We start from the raw sequence: 14,619 nt of genomic DNA on the forward strand, positions 1-14,619 counted from the left end.
TGCTGACAAAAATGCCCAGTCAAACCAACAAGCGGCAATCGAGAAGTGGAGAGCTTAAAAGCCCCTTCGTTTCCTTGCTTAACAAGGGCTTGCGTCATAGTGTGCCGAGATGAAGGGCGGTTATTTTGATGGCGAGCGAACGAACGACAGGCAATTTCCAGTTTCTACAGCCGATTAGCTCCCAGCTCGTAAAGTTGGGCACTCTCGCCGAGCACTATTTTCACGCCGATCCGAGCACGTCGCTGATCAAGCTGCGGCAGTTCTCGGAAACCCTAACCCAGCTCCACGCAGCGCATGCTGGCCTGCTTCCGGAGCCTGCAGAGACCCAATCGGACTTACTGCGGCGACTGAAGTTCGAGCGAGCAATCCCCGACAAGGTACTCGATGTGCTCCACCACATTCGGAAGACAGGCAACTTAGCTGTCCATGAAGGTGCTGGCGACCATCGGCAAGCGCTCACGGCGCTTAAGATGTCGGTTCAGCTTGGCATTTGGCACTACCGGGTCGTTCGGAGTGACCCAAAGTTTTCTCCTGGTCCTTTCGTGCCGCCAGAAAACCCGGCTTCCGCAGCAGAAGAACTCCAGCAAGAGCTTGCTCGCCTTCGCCGAGAGCGGGACGCAGCACTTAACGAGGCTCAGCTTGCCCAAGAGGCTGCCGAAGCAGCTCAGCGTGAGGCGGAGACAGCGTCCGAACGCGAACAGCGCGAGAAAGAAGAACGTGCTCAGTGGGAAGCCTTGGCGCAGGAAGTCGAGCAAGATCGATCCGTGCTTCAAAGGCACCTCCGAGAGCTACAGGAAACAGCAACCGCTCAGCCCGCGAACACCCGTACAGAGTTTGTTCAAGCAGCGCAGGCCGCTTCGTCCACAATTGATCTCGATGAGACAGCCACACGCGACCTGATCGACCAGCAATTGCGGGACTGGGGTTGGGAGGCTGACAGTGTCAATCTGCGCCACTCCAAAGGCACACGTCCCGCTAAGGGACGATCTATGGCAATTGCGGAATGGCCGTCAAAGAGTGGTCCAGCTGACTACGCCCTGTTTGTGGGGGAGCGCTGTCTCGGGATCGTTGAGGCCAAACGTTACAGAAAGAACGTGTCGGCTGCGATTGATCAGTCAGAGCGTTACTCAATGGATTTCGACCACGAGAGTGCGATCGGCACTTGGGACGGCGGGTATCGCGTTCCGTTTGTCTTCGCGACGAATGGTCGGCCCTACCTAAAGCAGATCGAAACCGAGAGCGGCATCTGGTTTCGCGATGTGCGCTTGGCGACAAACCACCGGCGAGCGCTTGTCGAATGGCCCACACCTGAAGGTCTCGAAGCGAAGTTCGATACAGACAGGGAAACAGCGCAGAAGGCGCTTGAGACACGTCCGTTCGATTTCGGCTTTCAGCTCAGGCCCTACCAGAAAGCCGCGATTGAGGCGGTTGAAGACACCCTGTCCACAGAGCAGCGTGAGATGCTCGTTGCGATGGCAACCGGCACCGGAAAAACGAAGCTCGCTATTGCGATGCTCTACCGCCTTTTGTCCACCAAGCGCTTCCGCCGCATCTGCTTCGTCGTGGACCGCTCAGCGCTCGGCAACCAGACCGGCGATGAGTTCATGAGCACACCCATCGAAGGCCCAAAGACCTTCGGCCAGCTCTTCGACATCAAAGGCCTTGAGGACGTGAAGCCCGATCTCGAAACGCGGGTTCATATCTGTACGATCCAAGGTCTTGTGAAGCGTGTGCTCTACACCGACGACCCGCAAGAAACGCCGCCGATTGATCAGTACGATTTGATGGTAATCGACGAATGCCATCGTGGCTACTTGCTTGATCGGGAAATGTCAGACGCAGAGCTGAGCTTCAGAGGGCAGGACGACTACATCTCAAAATACCGTCGAGTGCTTGAGTACTTCGACGCTGTGAAAATCGGCCTGACCGCGACACCAGCGCTCCACACAGCGCAAATCTTCGGTGATCCGATCTACACCTACACTTATCGAGAAGCCGTGGTTGATGGTTGGCTGATCGACCACGAACCGCCTGTTCGCATTGAGACCGCGCTCAGTTCTGACGGCATCAAGTTCGAAAAAGGCGAGGAGTTTGAAGCTGTCGACACGAGAACTGGTGAAGTCGACCAAGTCTCAGCGCCTGACGAGATCAACTTCGAGGTCGAAGCCTTCAACCGCAAAGTCATCACAGTTCCATTCAACCGCGTGGTGGCGCAAGAACTGGCAACACATATCGACCCGTCACTGCCCGGCAAGACACTCGTCTACGCCGTGAACGATGCCCATGCCGACATTGTCGTGGATGAGCTCAAGAAGGCGTTCAAAGAGCAGTATGGCGAGATCGAAGATGCCGCCGTCCGCAAGATCACTGGCAGCGTTGAGAACGGCAATTCCGCTCGGATCAACAAGCTGATCCGTTCCTACCGCAATGACGCTTTCCCCAAGATCGCGGTTACTGTGGACCTGCTGACAACTGGCGTCGATGTTCCAGCGATTACGAACCTTGTGTTCATTCGTCGTGTGAACAGCCGCATTCTCTACGAGCAGATGCTTGGACGTGCGACACGGCGTTGCGACGACATTGGCAAGGAAGTGTTCCGTATCTTCGATGCAGTCGACCTCTACGCCACCCTCCAAGACCTCACGCAGATGAAGCCGGTCGCAAGCAACCCGTCGCTGACCTTTGAACAGCTGTTCGGCGAGCTCGCATCCGTTGAGGAAGAGGATCAACGCGAGATCATCAGGGACCAAATCCTTGCTAAGCTTCACAGGAAGATCAGAAAGCTGCCCTCGAAGGTCGAAGAAGCAGTGCGCGATCTGACCGGTGAGAGCGCAGAAGAGCTAAGGGACCGCTTAAAGCAGAACTCGCTTCAGCATGCGTCTGAATGGGCGAAGAAGTATGCCGGGATCGGGAAAATCCTAGATTGGAACCCGGATGGCAGAGGACCAAATCTGATCCCGATTTCCACGCAGGAAGACGAGATACGGACTGTCACCCGCGGCTATGGCGACGCCGAAAAGCCCGAGGACTTCTTGGACACCTTCCAGTCCTTCGTGCGGAACAATCAAAACAAGATCGCGGCGCTCTCGGTGGTCGTTCAGCGTCCGCGAGAGCTGACACGCCAAGAGCTTCGTAACCTTCGGCTTGAGCTCGACAAGATGGGCTTCTCAGAAGCCAATCTGCGCCGGGCTTGGAGCGATGCGTCCAACGAAGACATCGCCGCCTCAATCATCGGCTTTGTCCGACAAGCTGCTATCGGTGACCCATTGGTGCCGTTCCAAGACCGTGTGCGCGACGCAACGAAGAGGATTTTGTCCAAAGGCCAATGGACCGATCCGCAGAAGACGTGGCTGCGTCGGATCGCAGAACAGATTGAAAAAGAGATTGTTGTCGACCGACCCTCATTGGACGAAGGCACATTCAAGAACCACGGCGGCTTCAACCGCCTCAACAAAGTCTTTAACGGTCAGCTTGAGAGTATCCTCAGCGACTTCAACGAAGAACTCTGGAAAGTGAGCGCATGAACCCGAATACAGCTGAAATCGTCGCAAAGCTTTGGAAGGAGTGTAAAACGCTCCAGTCCGCAGGCGTGTCCTACAGCAACTACGTGAACGAGCTTACATACCTGCTGTTCCTCAAGATGCTGGAAGAAACTGGACAGGAAAGCCGCTTGCCCAACGGACACTGCTGGTCACGTTTGGCAGGCATGGAGGGCGGCGATCAGCTTGAGTACTACAAGAAGATGCTGCTGGAGTTGGGCAACCCCAAGGAAACCCATGATCCGGTGGTCTTGGCGATTTTCACGGATGCCATGACGCATCTGCGACTGCCGAAAGACCTCAAGACGCTCACCACAAACATCGACAAACTGGATTGGTTCACGGCGCGAGAGGATGGCCTTGGCGATCTCTACGAAGGGCTGCTTGAGAAGACGACATCGGCGACCAAATCAAAGGCCGGCCAGTACTTCACGCCCCGCGCCCTGATCGACAGCATCATTCGCCTCGTTAAACCGCAGCCAGGTGAAGTCGTTCAAGACCCAGCAGCAGGCACGGGCGGTTTCCTGATTGCTGCGGATCGTTACATCAAGGACCACACAGACGAGCTCTTCTCCCTCTCCGAAGCGGAAGGGCATTTCCAACGACGCCAAGCGTTCATCGGTCATGAATGGGTGCCAGACACCCACCGGCTTTGCGTGATGAATATGATCTTACACGGGATAGAAAGTCTTGTGGGCTGCGAAGACAGCTGTGCCCCGCAAGGCGAGAATATGGGTAAGGCCAATCTGATCCTTACTAATCCGCCCTTCAACAAGATGTCGGGCAACGTGAACCGGCCTGACTTCTCGATCACAGCGGGCGAACGTGTCGGCCCAATGCCCTTCTTGGAACATGCCGTTCGTTCCCTAAAACCCGGTGGCCGCTGCGCCATCGTCATGCCGGACAACATCCTGTTCGGTGACGGCACCGGGACAGAGCTGCGCCGCTTCCTGATGGTCAACTGTAACCTTCACACCATCCTCAGACTGCCGACCGGCATCTTCTATGCGCAAGGCGTTAAAACCAACGTCATGTTCTTCACGCGGGTTACGAATGAAATCCTACCTGCGAACCACGACCACTCAGAAACCGAGAAAGTGTGGTTCTACGACCTGCGCACGAACATGCCGTCTTTCGGCAAGACCAATGCTCTCACGGCCAAGCACTTTGAAGAATTCGAGGAGCTGTTCGGGGATGATCCGCAAGGCAATGCGCCCCGTTCCGAACAAGGCGAGGACAGCCGTTGGCGCTGCCTGACCCGCGACCAGATCGCTGAACGTGGTGATAATCTCGACTGGACGTGGCTGCGCGATGAAAGTGGCGACCCGGAAGATGAGATGACCGAACCCGACGAAATAGCAGCTGCGATTGTAGGGCATCTACGGGCCGCCCTCGACGAGATCGAAGCCCTCAGCGAAGAGCTTGAAGATGCCCCAGCCGTAGAGGCTGCGGAATGACCACGGGCGATACCTTTGGGCGTACGATCCAACTCTTTCTTGTCGACGGTAAACCTACTGGCCTGCGCAAAGCGACGATCCACGGTTGGACCGGCGTCGTATTTGTGTCCAGCCAATCCACCTTCGCCAAGCTTACCGAACGCGATGAGGTGGATAGAACCGGCATCTATATTTTGACGGGCCCCGATCCCGAAAAAGAAGGAATGACCCGCGTCTACATTGGCTCTGCCAACTCCGTACGCGAGCGCATCAAGCAAAGTGCCGAGAAGCGTGAGTTTTGGGAAACCGCAATCGCCGTCACAACAAGCGATGATGACCTGTCGAAAGGACACGCCGAATACCTTGAAGCGCGGCTCATCCAAATCACTGCGCAAGCAGGCCGCGTTACCCTCGACAATGGAACCCAGCCAGACACCAGCCGTCGCAGGCTGCCTGAAGCTGATGTCGCGAATATGGAGCAGTTCCTTGCCAATCTGCGGATCATCCTGCCCGTTGTCGGATTGGACATGCTCAAGCCACAGCCTCGCGCAGTGACACAGACAGCCAAGCCGGTCGATGAACGCACCACGGGCGAAGTTCAGTTTGAAATCCGGCACAAGAGCGGGGTTCAGGCGACGGCAGTCGAGGAAGACGGTGAATTCATCGTGCTGGAAGGGTCTGAAGCACTGATCGACACGGGCTATGTCCAACACCATACGGCGAAGTCCACGAAAGAACGTCTGCTCACTGAAGGCGTGCTTACAAAAGAGGGCGTTGGCGATGGTGAAAATAAGCTTAGGTTCGCCAAGCCTTGGACGTTCTCGAGCCCATCTGCTGCGGCTGCGGTGATCTTAGATCGTCACAGCAACGGGCGGATTGAGTGGAAAGTCAAAGGCTCCAAGCAGAGCTATCACGACTGGCAACAGGTTCAGGCAGCAAAGCAGGAGGCTGCAGAATGAGCGAGCTTCCAAAGACTTGGACAGAAGCTGAAATCGGTGAGCTTTGTGACCTGATCAATGGACGTGCGTTCAAGCCCTCCGACTGGACAGAAGATGGACTTCCCATTGTACGTATTCAGAACCTCAACAACCCGGATAAGCCATTCAATAGATTTGACGGTGAGGTTCGCGAGCGCTTCTTGATAGAAAGCGGTGATCTGCTGTTCGCTTGGTCAGGAACGCCGGGGACGTCTTTTGGGGCGCATGTGTGGAACGGTGGACCTGCTGTCCTGAACCAGCACATCTTCAACGTGAAGTTCAACCGTGAGAACTTGGATCGAGACTTCTTTCGGCACGCGATCAATCAGAAACTCAACGAGCTGATCGACAAAGCGCACGGCGGAGTGGGCTTGCGGCACGTCACGAAAGGCAAGTTTGAAGAAACGAAGATTTCGCTCCCCCCACTCCCTGAGCAACGTCGGATTGTGAGGAAGCTCGACACCCTCAGCGCCCGCACCACCACCGCCCGCACTCACCTCAGCGCCATCGCAAAGCTGGTGGGTAAGTACAAGAAGGGTGTGCTGGAAGCAGCGTTTTCAAATCATGGACCGCTTGTCACGATAGGCAGTCTGATCGACGGAATAAAAGCTGGAAAGAACCTCAAGTGTGATGAGCGACCGCCAAGGGAAGGCGAACAGGGAACCGTTAAGGTGAGCGCCGTTTCTTGGGGGGAATTTCGACCAGATCAGTCCAAGACGTTCCCTTCGCATTTTGAGCCTGACCCAGATACAGCAATCAAACCCGGAGACTTCCTGTTTTCGCGAGCAAACACGATTGAGTTGGTGGGGGCGGTGGTCATCGTTGACACAACACCGGACAACTTGTTTCTGAGCGATAAGGTGCTTCGATTAGATATGGCCAGTCATCTGAAGCCCTGGCTTTTGTGGTTTCTTCGTAGTCCCCAAGGGCGAAAGCAATTGGAAGAAGTCTCTTCTGGCAATCAAATGTCGATGAGGAATATCGGCCAAGCGAAGCTCAAGTCCTTGCTTTTGCCTTTGCCTAATGAGGCTGAGAGAGACAAGATCTTGAGACAGATCGAAGCCAATTTCGCAAAGATCGACCTTCTTGCTGCTGAAGCCGAAAAAGCGCTGAAGCTCACAGATCGTCTTGATCAACGCATTCTCGCCAAAGCCTTCGCAGGCGAGCTTGTCCCACAAGACCCAACCGACGAACCCGCCAGTATCTTGTTGGACCGTATCCGTGCCGAGCGAGCATCTGCCCCCAAGCCAAAGCGCGGACGCAGAAAGAAGGCCGATGCCGCGACATAGAGCTGACAGCGCGATACCTACTGCCAGCCTCTCGCCGGTGCCGCATTTGCGCTATGCCTCTCCATCAGGTGGTCAACCAAAATTCAAACTACGTTGCCTTGACGCAATCTGCGACGATACCGCTCAAATCTGCACGTACAGCGCTGACGCCCGCTGGCCGCTACACTGGGTGCGGACAGAGCGTGAAGACGTTTTTAGGTCAGCACAACAAGTCTGTGCTGTCAGCGTGTTTCAGGCCCCAACAAGCTTGATGCGTGCCGCTTCGAGAATTCGAATGAAATCCTCTACGCAAAAGCGCCAGAAGCCTTCATCCAGGCGAATATCAGAATTTTGGGGTTCTTTCTCCGACTTGGGTTTCTCGCCACCTTCCAAGCCGAGAAGCCCAAGCTCATCAGGCGTAAGTTGGCATCGGGCAAAGACTGCCTTGTTCTCCGGTTGCCAAGCCAAGGTTGCGAAGATTTGTTTCTTATCCGCGCCGCGAGACGATGTCCAATGAGCCCAAAGGCGCATGTCACCGCCGTTGGTCGCGCTATACTTAACTGAAGTGTCATTCCTGCGTTCAAAGTGGTTTGCAACAGTTTCGAAAAAACCCTTCGCGCCATGCGGCGCATCCTTGAGGCGTCGAATGAATTTTTCCCGTTTCTCTTCGTCAGTCACGATGCTCTCCCTAAAGTCGGTTCTTCCTGCAAGATATTTTCGTGTTTTCCAACGACAAGATGTCTTCGACGTCAGCTGAGCTCTTCAGGCTTCTGCCTGTTGAAGGGGGCAGGTTGTTTTCGCTTTTTGGGCTTGGCGCGCTGCTTCGGCTTGGTTGGGCCGGGGATCGGCAGCGGTTTGGGCTTGGGATATCGTTTCCATGCTGTCTCGCCCACCACCTCACTCACGAGCATAGATGGCTCCTAGCAAGACGGGGTGATGCAAAATCACCAGGCTGAATTGACAAGTACTTCCCTGCTGAAAACCGCGCGCCTGATTTTTCGGAGCGCAGAACCCATTTCGAAGACATCATCACACAGACATCCTCTCTGGCGCTCGCCACACAGCCTGAGCCTGTCGCGCGATAGCTTGGTCACACAAGACCTTGAGACGATCAAAACGATCTATCCAAGCTTGATGGTCGGCGCTATCGCTTCCTCGCAACCGGTCCGCATAGTACCCAAGCTTGTTGCTACACACGGCTAGTGTTTCGACGCTTGGCTCGATTTGATGATAACGCAACGTTCTGATGTAGCCTTCGCTTCGACCCAGCCAGCAGCGGCAGAACTCCGGCGTGTTCTGTACTGCGCCTGATTGGATCAACTCGTCGCGCAGGTGTTCAAGTAGTGTGATGCTCATAGCGTCTCCCCCATATATCTCATGCTTACAGATATTTATCTCTGCAGAGACGCCATCTTCGGTTGCTCTGAGTTGGGATCAGACCTTAGCGTTTGGAAAATGGAGCCGCTGATGCCGACCTACTCGCCTAACATGAAGCTGTGCGCCACATGCGCTCATTGGGGTGGCACTCGCAAAATCGATCCGACCCGCAGCTTTGTTTCGACAGCATCCCGCAATGAACGCGGCGAATGCCTTGGCGGAGGTCACAACACGCAGCAGACACCGGCCACCGGCACCTGCGCGTCTTTCAGCAAATGGCCTACACTGCGCAGATGAGGTGCTTGTCTTACATACGTTTTTCGCCTGCGTTGATCGTAACGAGTTTTTCAAAAGTGATGCCAAACGTTGTGTTTACGGACGTGTTTCATAACACAGTGTTTGAGCTTGGTTTTTGGAACCAAAAAAACGGCGCGCGTTTCTTAGCCGTCAGCATATAAACGGTTCAAGCGCGCGATCTCCTTGTCCTGCCATTTGTTGCGCCGGTGGATGCGCTGTCTGAGCTCCCTAAAGTCAAATTCAAGGGCGTGTGGACACTTCTCGTGCGTTGGGAACCGACCACGTGCTGCATTCTCTGCAATCATCCTAGCGCGCAGTAGGGCACGGCTGGCGATGATGGTCAGCATTTCCCGATCGTAACGATCAGCATCGCTGATCTTATCAGTATTGGGATCAAGCACGGGGCTGTAGGTCGTGCTGATCTTCGCGTGAGCTCCAACGCGCCAAAGTGAGCGACGATGCCAAGCACTGCGGAACCACACCATTCGGAGATAACGCATTAATGCATCACGATGATGACGCTGCCCTACAAGGGGGTACTTGACCACCGGCTCAATCAGTTTGCGACGTTCGGCTTTCACCTTCGCCAACTGCTTCTTGATCTGCCGATTGATCTTTCCTTCCGGAAGACCAACGGGGATCGCCAATAGCAAGGTTCGCTGCCGTCCTTGCTCAACCCAGCCTTCTTCAAAGAACTGTTCAACATCTGCGCTTAGGTCAGGTGTGCCCTGAACTTGATGTTTTGCGTAGCCAATACGGGTCACTTCAGGCGGGATGCCTTGGTGTCCGAAGTGCTTAAGACCGACATCTTTCCACCAAAGGCGGAATAAGGCTTTCTGCACGTCACCCAGATCATCATGAACAGCAAGAACGCGATCAAAATCGGCAGGCAGAATGTCGGTTTCGATGTTTTCGCCAGACCTATGCCGTCGCGCCAGTTCGTAGCTTGGGCTGATCGCAAGGAACTCGAACCAAAGCAGATACAGGCCGATCTCGCTGACCCACAGTCCACCGCTGCGGCGGTCTTTAGACGTAAGTTCTCCAATGGTGTTTGGTAGGCGAGAGCGCATGTGGTGGTCATAACATGCTCAGCCAAACCTTAACAGCTAAGCTTCAAGATTTGGGTGTTATCCATCCAGCCTGTTTATCTCGTTTACCTCTCTCTTCGTCGCAATCGCGACGTCAACTCAACTTAACAAAAGAGAGACTAAACATGACCAAGCAAAGCAAATCTAAATCCAAATCCAATACCCTCATGCTGCGTGCTGCAATCCAACGCCTGCACGATAAGCGCATCGTGTGGCAAGACGGTGTTTACAAGCGTAGCAACGAGGCGCTCTACGAAATCCTTGAAGGCTGCCACAAGCTGCTTGTGCAGCTGCGCGCCGAAATCAACTTGCGCAAACAGCTAAATGCAGCGCTTGAGGCTGAAGGCGTTTCAGTACGCAGCAACACCAGCATTGAGCTTAAAGTTGTGCGTGCTGTCTTCGGTGTCGAAAACAATCGCACACACGCATACGTCCGCGTCTTGCAGGTTGCGAAAAAAGAGCTCCCAGTCGACTGGACGCTGACCGAGTGGATCGAAGAGCGGGGTGGGGTCGAAGAAGTGCGCCGTACGCCCAAAGCAGGCCCGACTGCGGCGGACAAAGCAAAGCAGCAACGCACAAACGCCGAAACAGTTCTTTATGACGCTGACGCGATCGGCCCGCGCTTCAAGCCGAGCGCAGATTTGAAGCCACTAGAAGGCGGCGACTACGCCTTTGCAGTTGCACTTGTCCGTGTCGACGGCGACGGCAAAGCATCTATCGTCTTCGGCTCAAACAAGAATGCACTTGTTAAGGCTGTGCTGACCGAAGCAGGCAAGCAGTTCGCTGACGACGCCGACAAAGATGAAGTCCCAGCAAAACAAACCACAAAGCGCAAAAACCGCGATGCCGTGCTCGATGCTGATGATGACGAATTCGACGACGACATCGATCTCGCAGCTTAACAATTCAGCAACATGAGCGGCTGCCTGCCGCTCATGTCCTCCCTCAAAGTATCATCTAACAGGAGAAACGATATGATGATTTTTCAGCAAAAATATGCGCCTCGCATCTTCGGCGATCTGATCTTTCCCGACACTAACACGCGCCAACGCCTCAAAGAATTCGCGTGTAACCAACGCCATGGAAGTTTGATCTTCCATGGTCCTTACGGAACCGCCAAAACAACTACGGCCAAGATGCTCGTAGAGTTGCGGTCGACGGGTCTCGATTACGGCGGCGTCGACTTTTATCGCGCTTCCGATATGAACCATGCAGCATTTGATGTCATATCGAATACGCAAAGCATGCAAAAAATGTGCGGCGTTCAGGTGCCGGTTACCATAATCGATGAGATCGACCAGGTTGATGACAAGCTACAGTACAAATTGCGCTGGGAGCTTGATCTGCGGTCAGGCAACGGATGCTTCATCTTCACAACCAATAATCTGCACCGTGTCGATCCAGGTTTGGTGGACCGGTGTGATGTCGTTGAGCTTCCAGCCGCAAATAGTCAGCACTGGTTCAACAGAGCCCGTTGGATTCTCAATCAGGAGGGTGTGACCATGTCTGACGCCAAGCTTCGAGCTTTGCTGAACACTTGCGATGGCAGCATTCGCGACCTCATGCGCGCCCTCGAAGATGCAGTGCTACGGCAACCGGCTAACACGCCGACGCCACCAAAGCCTCAGCTTCGGGTCGTCTCGTCCAAATAAGCGCACCAATCAAAAGGGGCAGGCAGCAATGTCTGCCCTTTCTAGTTGTCCAGAAGCTCGCGTCAGAAATAGCCGGGTTCTTGCTCCTCGTAGATAAATACACGCGAAGGAGATTTGACGATGATGGTGAAGCGGAAACTTGAGCGGAAAGAACTGATAGCGGACTTGCTCGCACAAGACTGGAACGTGTTTGGAACGCTTAAGTTCATCAATGGCCGAACCATCGGTCGGTATGGGGCAAACAAACTGCTGCGCAGCTATTGGAACAAGATCGACCGCGTGTTCTTTGGCAAAGCAGCTGAGCGGCAGAATGTACGGGTTCCGCGCTGGTGCTTTGCGCATGAGGGCTCAGGCAGCGAAAACTTCCACATACATTTTGTTCTGCTAGCGCCAATTGCCGACGCAGAACTGACCTGCTGCATTCTCAACTCAGTTTGGGAGCAACATCATTGGCAGACAGCCCCTCTGGCAAAGAACTGGATAACACCCGTTTGGGATCGACCCGAAGTCGTCAGCTACGTCACAAAGGAATACTGGCGCATGGGCAGCGCCACACTGCTGGACAATCTGTGTTGGAACCGAACTTCAGCAGACACGATGGTGCACTACGAACACGAACAACAGCAGGCACGCATACAACGGGCAGCCAGCCCAATCTGGTTAAGGCAAGCAAGACAGGCACTCGATGAGCAAAAGGCACATTACTGGGAAAAGAACGCATTGTTTGAGTGGGAGCGTGGCTAAGCCCCTTCGCTCAACCCAATGCAGACAAGACGCACCGGGATCATGTCGTAGGAAAAACCTAGGCACATCCTTGCTCAGTGGCAGCTGCTCGAACAGCAAACATCAAAGCAGATGGCTTCAAGCAACAAGCGAAGAAGAGCTCAGCGAGCAAAGATGATTTGAGCCAGAGGGAGCAAGACAAAGACAAGTAGAGCGTCGGCAGCTTAGGCTGTGCGGCGCTTTTTTTATGAGCGTTTATAGAGCCTTAAGGCTCCTTCGATGACGTCTTTTCGGTCGTCCTGCGTGAAGTCTGACCATACGCTTCTGCTGTCAAAGAACAGTAAGGAGCGACCAATGACACATCTCGCAAAGCTGACATTCAAGTCGGTGACACGCAGCACCAAACGCGATCCCATTAATGATCGACGTGAAAAACTCGTGGCGGCATTGAAAGAACAAAAGCTGGTTCATGCAGCAGCACTCAAGGGCGAAGATCATCGCGTTGATCGATCCAAATGGATGACCAACGAGCAAGGCGAGCGCGTGTTGGTCAAAACGCATCGTCGTGTGCGCCCGTGGTTCTTTGAGCAAGACGGCGGCTGGTATTTGCAGTGCCGTTACGGGGCGCGGGTGATTGCCGTTGATGGCACCAACAATGCTGTATTCGTCAAAACCCTCAAAGACGTGGGCCCTGTGCTCGATGCGTTCGTTGCAGCAGCTCAAGCAGGCGAACTCGACGAGACCATCAGCAAAGCAGCGGAGCGCAAGCCTCGTGCAAAGCCGGGTACTGCGCGGGCGGCGGCGAATGCATGACGACAACGCTGCTAAAATAAGAGCACTTAATGATCGGGCTCGGCAGACCTTCACGAGTTGTCGGGTCGCGATCACGCAAGGCATTCAGGCACTGGGCGAGGATGCCTTGCGCGCGATCTTGCAGGCTGTTCAGCAGTACGACGCTTTCACACCGGACAATGATCCGTTTGGCGAGCACGACTTCGGTTCATTCCACTACGCCGAACACCAAGTCTTCTGGAAATTCGACTACTACGACTTGGACGTAACCATGCATTCGCCCGACCCAAGTGATCCCTCAGTCACTGCGCGGGTACTGACGGTCATGTTGGCGGACGAATACTGAAAAGCATTGGGGTTGGCAGCATCGTCCCAATCATGCCAGCAATGGAGAAGTTGGCAATTCAGCCCATTGGCATGGCAGGTCGGAAAACACGATGCTCAAATACAAACCCGGTGACGATGTTGGGGAGCTAGAGGATTGGCCCTTCGACAACCCTCTGAGTGACTATCAAATCAAAGAGGGCAGTCCACGAGCATCGGGACGCATGGATGCAGGCGGACCCGGGCAAACGACCCGCACCGGCATCTGGCGATGCACGAAGGGCGTATTTGAGTGCACCGAACAGGGCGATGAACTTATGACCATCCTGTCGGGTCGATGTCGATTGATCGACATGACCACTGGTCAGATCAGCGAGCTAGAACCTGGCGATAGCTTGTTCGTGCGCAATGGCAGCCGCGTGACGTGGGACATCTTCGAAGACGTCACAAAGGTTTTCTTCGGTCACAAATCAGACGGGTTTTGAGCTCTCAGAAACACAGCATTTTATTGTTCGATTGGGCATGTCATGCAGATTTCAAAGACAGATTTTATCCACTACCTAAACTGCCCAAAGTCCCTTTGGCTGCTAAAGCACAAGCCAGATGAATACCCGCACGGCGAATTTTCAGACTACATGAAAAAGCTGACAGCAGAGGGTTATGAGGTCGAGGGCTTCTTTCGATCACTGCTGCAGTCTCAGGCCGATGCAGATAGCTATTCCTTTCAATCGGTCTTCCAAACCAGACGCGGCCTCTACGCGAAAGCAGACGCGATACGAGAGAACGGCGATGGCACGATAAATCTCTACGAGGTCAAATCTTCAACAAGCGTGAAGAGAAACGGACAGCATAATCAGATCAAGGATGCGGCGTTTCAGAAGATCGCAGCGGAGGAAACAAGCTTAAGGGTATCAAAGGTCTTCATCGTTCACCTCAACAAGGACTATGTTCGGCAGGGCGACATTGACCCAGAACAGCTGCTCATATTTGCAGATGTTACGAGTGAAGTCGCAGAAGCGGAACCTAGCACACGAGCAGAAATCGATGCAGCCGTTGCACTTTTGGGGCAGCACGAAATTGATGAAAGCTCTTGCTCGTGCCTGTGCCAGACGAAACCAAACCACTGCGACAGCTTCAGCTACTTCA

General features: G+C 54.3%; 15 protein-coding genes. 11 read left to right on the top strand and 4 right to left on the bottom strand.

The features are described from left to right. The first annotated feature begins 128 nt into the window (after nucleotides 1–128). The 4 genes from hsdR to NO357_RS20480 are packed head-to-tail and all read left to right on the top strand — an operon-like array spanning nucleotide 129 to nucleotide 7,241. Complete coding sequence (gene hsdR / locus NO357_RS20465; protein ID WP_306737617.1) at nucleotides 129–3,524, top strand: type I restriction-modification system endonuclease; 3,396 nt, start codon at nucleotides 129–131, stop codon at nucleotides 3,522–3,524. Continuing rightward, the gene (locus NO357_RS20470; protein ID WP_306737618.1) at nucleotides 3,521–4,996 is read left to right on the top strand and encodes a class I SAM-dependent DNA methyltransferase; all 1,476 of its coding nucleotides are present in this window, start codon (nucleotides 3,521–3,523) and stop codon (nucleotides 4,994–4,996) included. Before hsdR ends, NO357_RS20470 begins: the two co-directional genes overlap by 4 nt. Further along, nucleotides 4,993–5,934, top strand: coding sequence for a GIY-YIG nuclease family protein (locus NO357_RS20475; protein ID WP_306737619.1), 942 nt, complete (start codon nucleotides 4,993–4,995; stop codon nucleotides 5,932–5,934). Before NO357_RS20470 ends, NO357_RS20475 begins: the two co-directional genes overlap by 4 nt. Continuing rightward, nucleotides 5,931–7,241 carry a restriction endonuclease subunit S gene (locus NO357_RS20480; RefSeq protein ID WP_306737620.1) on the top strand — a complete coding sequence of 437 codons (1,311 nt, stop codon included), beginning with the start codon at nucleotides 5,931–5,933 and terminating at the stop codon, nucleotides 7,239–7,241. The genes NO357_RS20475 and NO357_RS20480 overlap by 4 nt, the downstream gene beginning before the upstream one ends. A 231-nt stretch (nucleotides 7,242–7,472) precedes the next feature. Here the strand turns inward: NO357_RS20480 and NO357_RS20485 are convergent, their stop codons facing one another. From NO357_RS20485 to NO357_RS20495, 4 genes are all read right to left on the bottom strand, one after another. Beyond that, a complete protein-coding gene (locus tag NO357_RS20485; RefSeq protein ID WP_306737621.1) occupies nucleotides 7,473–7,898 on the bottom strand; it encodes a hypothetical protein in 426 nt (141 codons plus the stop codon). 71 nt (nucleotides 7,899–7,969) lie between these two features. Continuing rightward, the gene (locus tag NO357_RS20490; RefSeq protein WP_306737622.1) at nucleotides 7,970–8,131 is read right to left on the bottom strand and encodes a hypothetical protein; all 162 of its coding nucleotides are present in this window, start codon (nucleotides 8,129–8,131) and stop codon (nucleotides 7,970–7,972) included. A 118-nt stretch (nucleotides 8,132–8,249) separates the two neighbouring features. Then, the gene (locus tag NO357_RS21455) at nucleotides 8,250–8,576 is read right to left on the bottom strand and encodes a DUF6626 family protein (RefSeq protein ID WP_376744408.1); all 327 of its coding nucleotides are present in this window, start codon (nucleotides 8,574–8,576) and stop codon (nucleotides 8,250–8,252) included. Nucleotides 8,577–9,037: 461 nt separating this feature from the next. Beyond that, on the bottom strand, nucleotides 9,038–9,964 hold the full coding sequence (locus NO357_RS20495) for a hypothetical protein (protein ID WP_306737623.1): 927 nt from the start codon (nucleotides 9,962–9,964) through the stop codon (nucleotides 9,038–9,040). Nucleotides 9,965–10,107: 143 nt separating this feature from the next. On the opposite strand from NO357_RS20495, the gene NO357_RS20500 reads away from it, so the two are divergent. The 7 genes from NO357_RS20500 to NO357_RS20530 form a co-directional block, all read left to right on the top strand. After that, the gene (locus NO357_RS20500) at nucleotides 10,108–10,884 is read left to right on the top strand and encodes a hypothetical protein (protein ID WP_306737624.1); all 777 of its coding nucleotides are present in this window, start codon (nucleotides 10,108–10,110) and stop codon (nucleotides 10,882–10,884) included. Nucleotides 10,885–10,956: 72 nt separating this feature from the next. Continuing rightward, entirely contained in the window at nucleotides 10,957–11,634 is a 678-nt protein-coding gene (locus NO357_RS20505; RefSeq protein ID WP_306737625.1) for an AAA family ATPase, read from the top strand. Nucleotides 11,635–11,754: 120 nt separating this feature from the next. Continuing rightward, entirely contained in the window at nucleotides 11,755–12,378 is a 624-nt protein-coding gene (locus NO357_RS20510; RefSeq protein WP_306737626.1) for a hypothetical protein, read from the top strand. 333 nt (nucleotides 12,379–12,711) lie between these two features. Then, nucleotides 12,712–13,170: a hypothetical protein gene (locus tag NO357_RS20515; protein ID WP_306737627.1), complete on the top strand. Its 459-nt coding sequence runs from the start codon at nucleotides 12,712–12,714 to the stop codon at nucleotides 13,168–13,170. Continuing rightward, nucleotides 13,163–13,495 carry a DUF3768 domain-containing protein gene (locus NO357_RS20520; RefSeq protein WP_306737628.1) on the top strand — a complete coding sequence of 111 codons (333 nt, stop codon included), beginning with the start codon at nucleotides 13,163–13,165 and terminating at the stop codon, nucleotides 13,493–13,495. The genes NO357_RS20515 and NO357_RS20520 overlap by 8 nt, the downstream gene beginning before the upstream one ends. A gap of 91 nt (nucleotides 13,496–13,586) precedes the next feature. Further along, the gene (locus NO357_RS20525) at nucleotides 13,587–13,958 is read left to right on the top strand and encodes a cupin domain-containing protein (protein ID WP_306737629.1); all 372 of its coding nucleotides are present in this window, start codon (nucleotides 13,587–13,589) and stop codon (nucleotides 13,956–13,958) included. 42 nt (nucleotides 13,959–14,000) lie between these two features. Next, a partial coding sequence (locus NO357_RS20530; protein ID WP_306737630.1) for a PD-(D/E)XK nuclease family protein occupies nucleotides 14,001–14,619 on the top strand: 619 nt, incomplete at its 3' end.

Source organism: Marimonas arenosa, from assembly GCF_030848945.1.
Lineage (GTDB): Bacteria > Pseudomonadota > Alphaproteobacteria > Rhodobacterales > Rhodobacteraceae > Marimonas > Marimonas arenosa.

What these genes read in the sequence shown, in the direction of transcription:
- hsdR (WP_306737617.1), top strand. Translation starts at nt 129, where the DNA reads ATGGCGAGCGAACGAACGACAGGCAATTTCCAGTTTCTACAGCCGATT.
- NO357_RS20470 (WP_306737618.1), top strand. Translation starts at nt 3,521, where the DNA reads ATGAACCCGAATACAGCTGAAATCGTCGCAAAGCTTTGGAAGGAGTGT.
- NO357_RS20475 (WP_306737619.1), top strand. Translation starts at nt 4,993, where the DNA reads ATGACCACGGGCGATACCTTTGGGCGTACGATCCAACTCTTTCTTGTC.
- NO357_RS20480 (WP_306737620.1), top strand. Translation starts at nt 5,931, where the DNA reads ATGAGCGAGCTTCCAAAGACTTGGACAGAAGCTGAAATCGGTGAGCTT.
- NO357_RS20490 (WP_306737622.1), bottom strand. Translation starts at nt 8,131, where the DNA reads ATGCTCGTGAGTGAGGTGGTGGGCGAGACAGCATGGAAACGATATCCC.
- NO357_RS21455 (WP_376744408.1), bottom strand. Translation starts at nt 8,576, where the DNA reads ATGAGCATCACACTACTTGAACACCTGCGCGACGAGTTGATCCAATCA.
- NO357_RS20495 (WP_306737623.1), bottom strand. Translation starts at nt 9,964, where the DNA reads ATGCGCTCTCGCCTACCAAACACCATTGGAGAACTTACGTCTAAAGAC.
- NO357_RS20500 (WP_306737624.1), top strand. Translation starts at nt 10,108, where the DNA reads ATGACCAAGCAAAGCAAATCTAAATCCAAATCCAATACCCTCATGCTG.
- NO357_RS20505 (WP_306737625.1), top strand. Translation starts at nt 10,957, where the DNA reads ATGATGATTTTTCAGCAAAAATATGCGCCTCGCATCTTCGGCGATCTG.
- NO357_RS20510 (WP_306737626.1), top strand. Translation starts at nt 11,755, where the DNA reads ATGATGGTGAAGCGGAAACTTGAGCGGAAAGAACTGATAGCGGACTTG.
- NO357_RS20515 (WP_306737627.1), top strand. Translation starts at nt 12,712, where the DNA reads ATGACACATCTCGCAAAGCTGACATTCAAGTCGGTGACACGCAGCACC.
- NO357_RS20520 (WP_306737628.1), top strand. Translation starts at nt 13,163, where the DNA reads ATGCATGACGACAACGCTGCTAAAATAAGAGCACTTAATGATCGGGCT.
- NO357_RS20525 (WP_306737629.1), top strand. Translation starts at nt 13,587, where the DNA reads ATGCTCAAATACAAACCCGGTGACGATGTTGGGGAGCTAGAGGATTGG.